At 61.9% G+C, this 1279-nt stretch carries 1 protein-coding gene and 1 pseudogene (1 of these 2 running past the window's edge); both read right to left on the bottom strand.

Annotated elements, in window-relative coordinates:
- On the bottom strand, positions 1-372 hold a 372-nt coding region (locus BN1133_RS12905; protein WP_331456965.1), incomplete at its 3' end, for an aromatic amino acid transport family protein.
- 375 nt (positions 373-747) lie between these two features.
- A pseudogene (gene pdxY, locus BN1133_RS12900) lies at positions 748-1279 on the bottom strand (pyridoxal kinase) (it continues 174 nt past the right edge of the window).

The following is a 1279-nucleotide window of genomic DNA, read 5'->3' as shown; positions in this document are numbered from 1 at the left end:
GATGGCCACCGAGTACATCAGCAGGATCGGGTAGATGGCGAAGAAGTAGAGCAGGGTGATGAGCTTGCCGGCCGCCTTGCCGAAGTGCTCTTCCACCACCTCGGTGATGTCGCCGTCACGGGTGGAGCCGGAGAGGACGAAACGGGTCAGACCACGGTGAGCGAAGAAGGTGAGCGGCAGGGCCAGCACCAGCATGGCCACCAGGGGCCAGAGGCCACCCACACCGGCGTTGATCGGCAGAAACAGCACGCCGGCCCCGATGGCGGTGCCATAGAGCCCCAGCATCCAGACCAGATCTACCTTCTGCCAGCCACTGGCCTTGGCGGCCTGCTGGGTTACGACGCCTTCGGCGGCAATATTCATCTCGGACATCTGTCATTCCTGTTGAAGTTTATTGTTCGGTCACCATGGTGCCCTGCGGGTGGGCGGCTCCTGTGCGACGAGCCTGTACCATGTGGGTCTTGGGGTGGATTAACACTTTCTTAATCACCTCTACCTCATAGGGGTGACTCTAGGGGAACGGCCCTACCATTCACAGTGTTTTTTTGATGTTTTCAACCAAAGTTTGATTAAAGTCGGTTTTTGACGGAGCGAGATCACAGAGAAATCTCCACTTATCTACAAAACATAAACATTTTTTGAATTGCTCCTGCCTCCCCGCTCGCCACCTGTTACCGGCTTGTTGCCGGGCAACCATAAAAAAGGGGGCTTCCAGCGAAGCCCCCTTCCAATTGTTGAGGTGATGTATCAGCCGACTCGCTCGGCACGCGCCCCGAGGGGCGGCGTGGCGATAGCCTCCTGGGCGGCCACCAGTTGCAGCTCGTAGGCCCCCCGCTCCCAGGTGGCCCTTAGCACCGCATCGACCGAGGCATTGGTGCGCTCGAACGCCACCACGGGGTCGTGACCGGCCAGCAGGTTGGCCAGCATCAGGGCACTGAGCAAGTCCCCCACCCCCACCGGCTGCCGGGGGAAGTCGTAGAGGGGACGCTCGATATGAAAGCACCCCAGCTCGCAGGCCAGCAGCATCTCGAAGCGTCCCGCCCTGATGCCGGCGCGCCCCAGGTGCTTGACCAGCACAGCCTTCACCCCTTGGGCCATCAGGGCACGACAGGCGGCCATCGCCTGCTCCAGGCTCTCGATCCGTCGCTCGGTCAGGGTCTCGAGCTCAAGCAGGTTGGGGGCCAGGATGTCGGCCACCGGCAGGGCCTGGCGGGTCAGAAACTCGCTCACCCCGGGGGCCACGATGCACCCCTTCTCCGGGTGGCCCATCACGGGATCG

The sequence above is a fragment of the Aeromonas schubertii genome, assembly GCF_000820105.1.
Taxonomy (GTDB): Bacteria; Pseudomonadota; Gammaproteobacteria; order Enterobacterales; family Aeromonadaceae; genus Aeromonas; species Aeromonas schubertii.
Note: the sequence above shows the minus strand (reverse complement) of the source record. Positions and strands in the feature narration are given on the sequence as shown.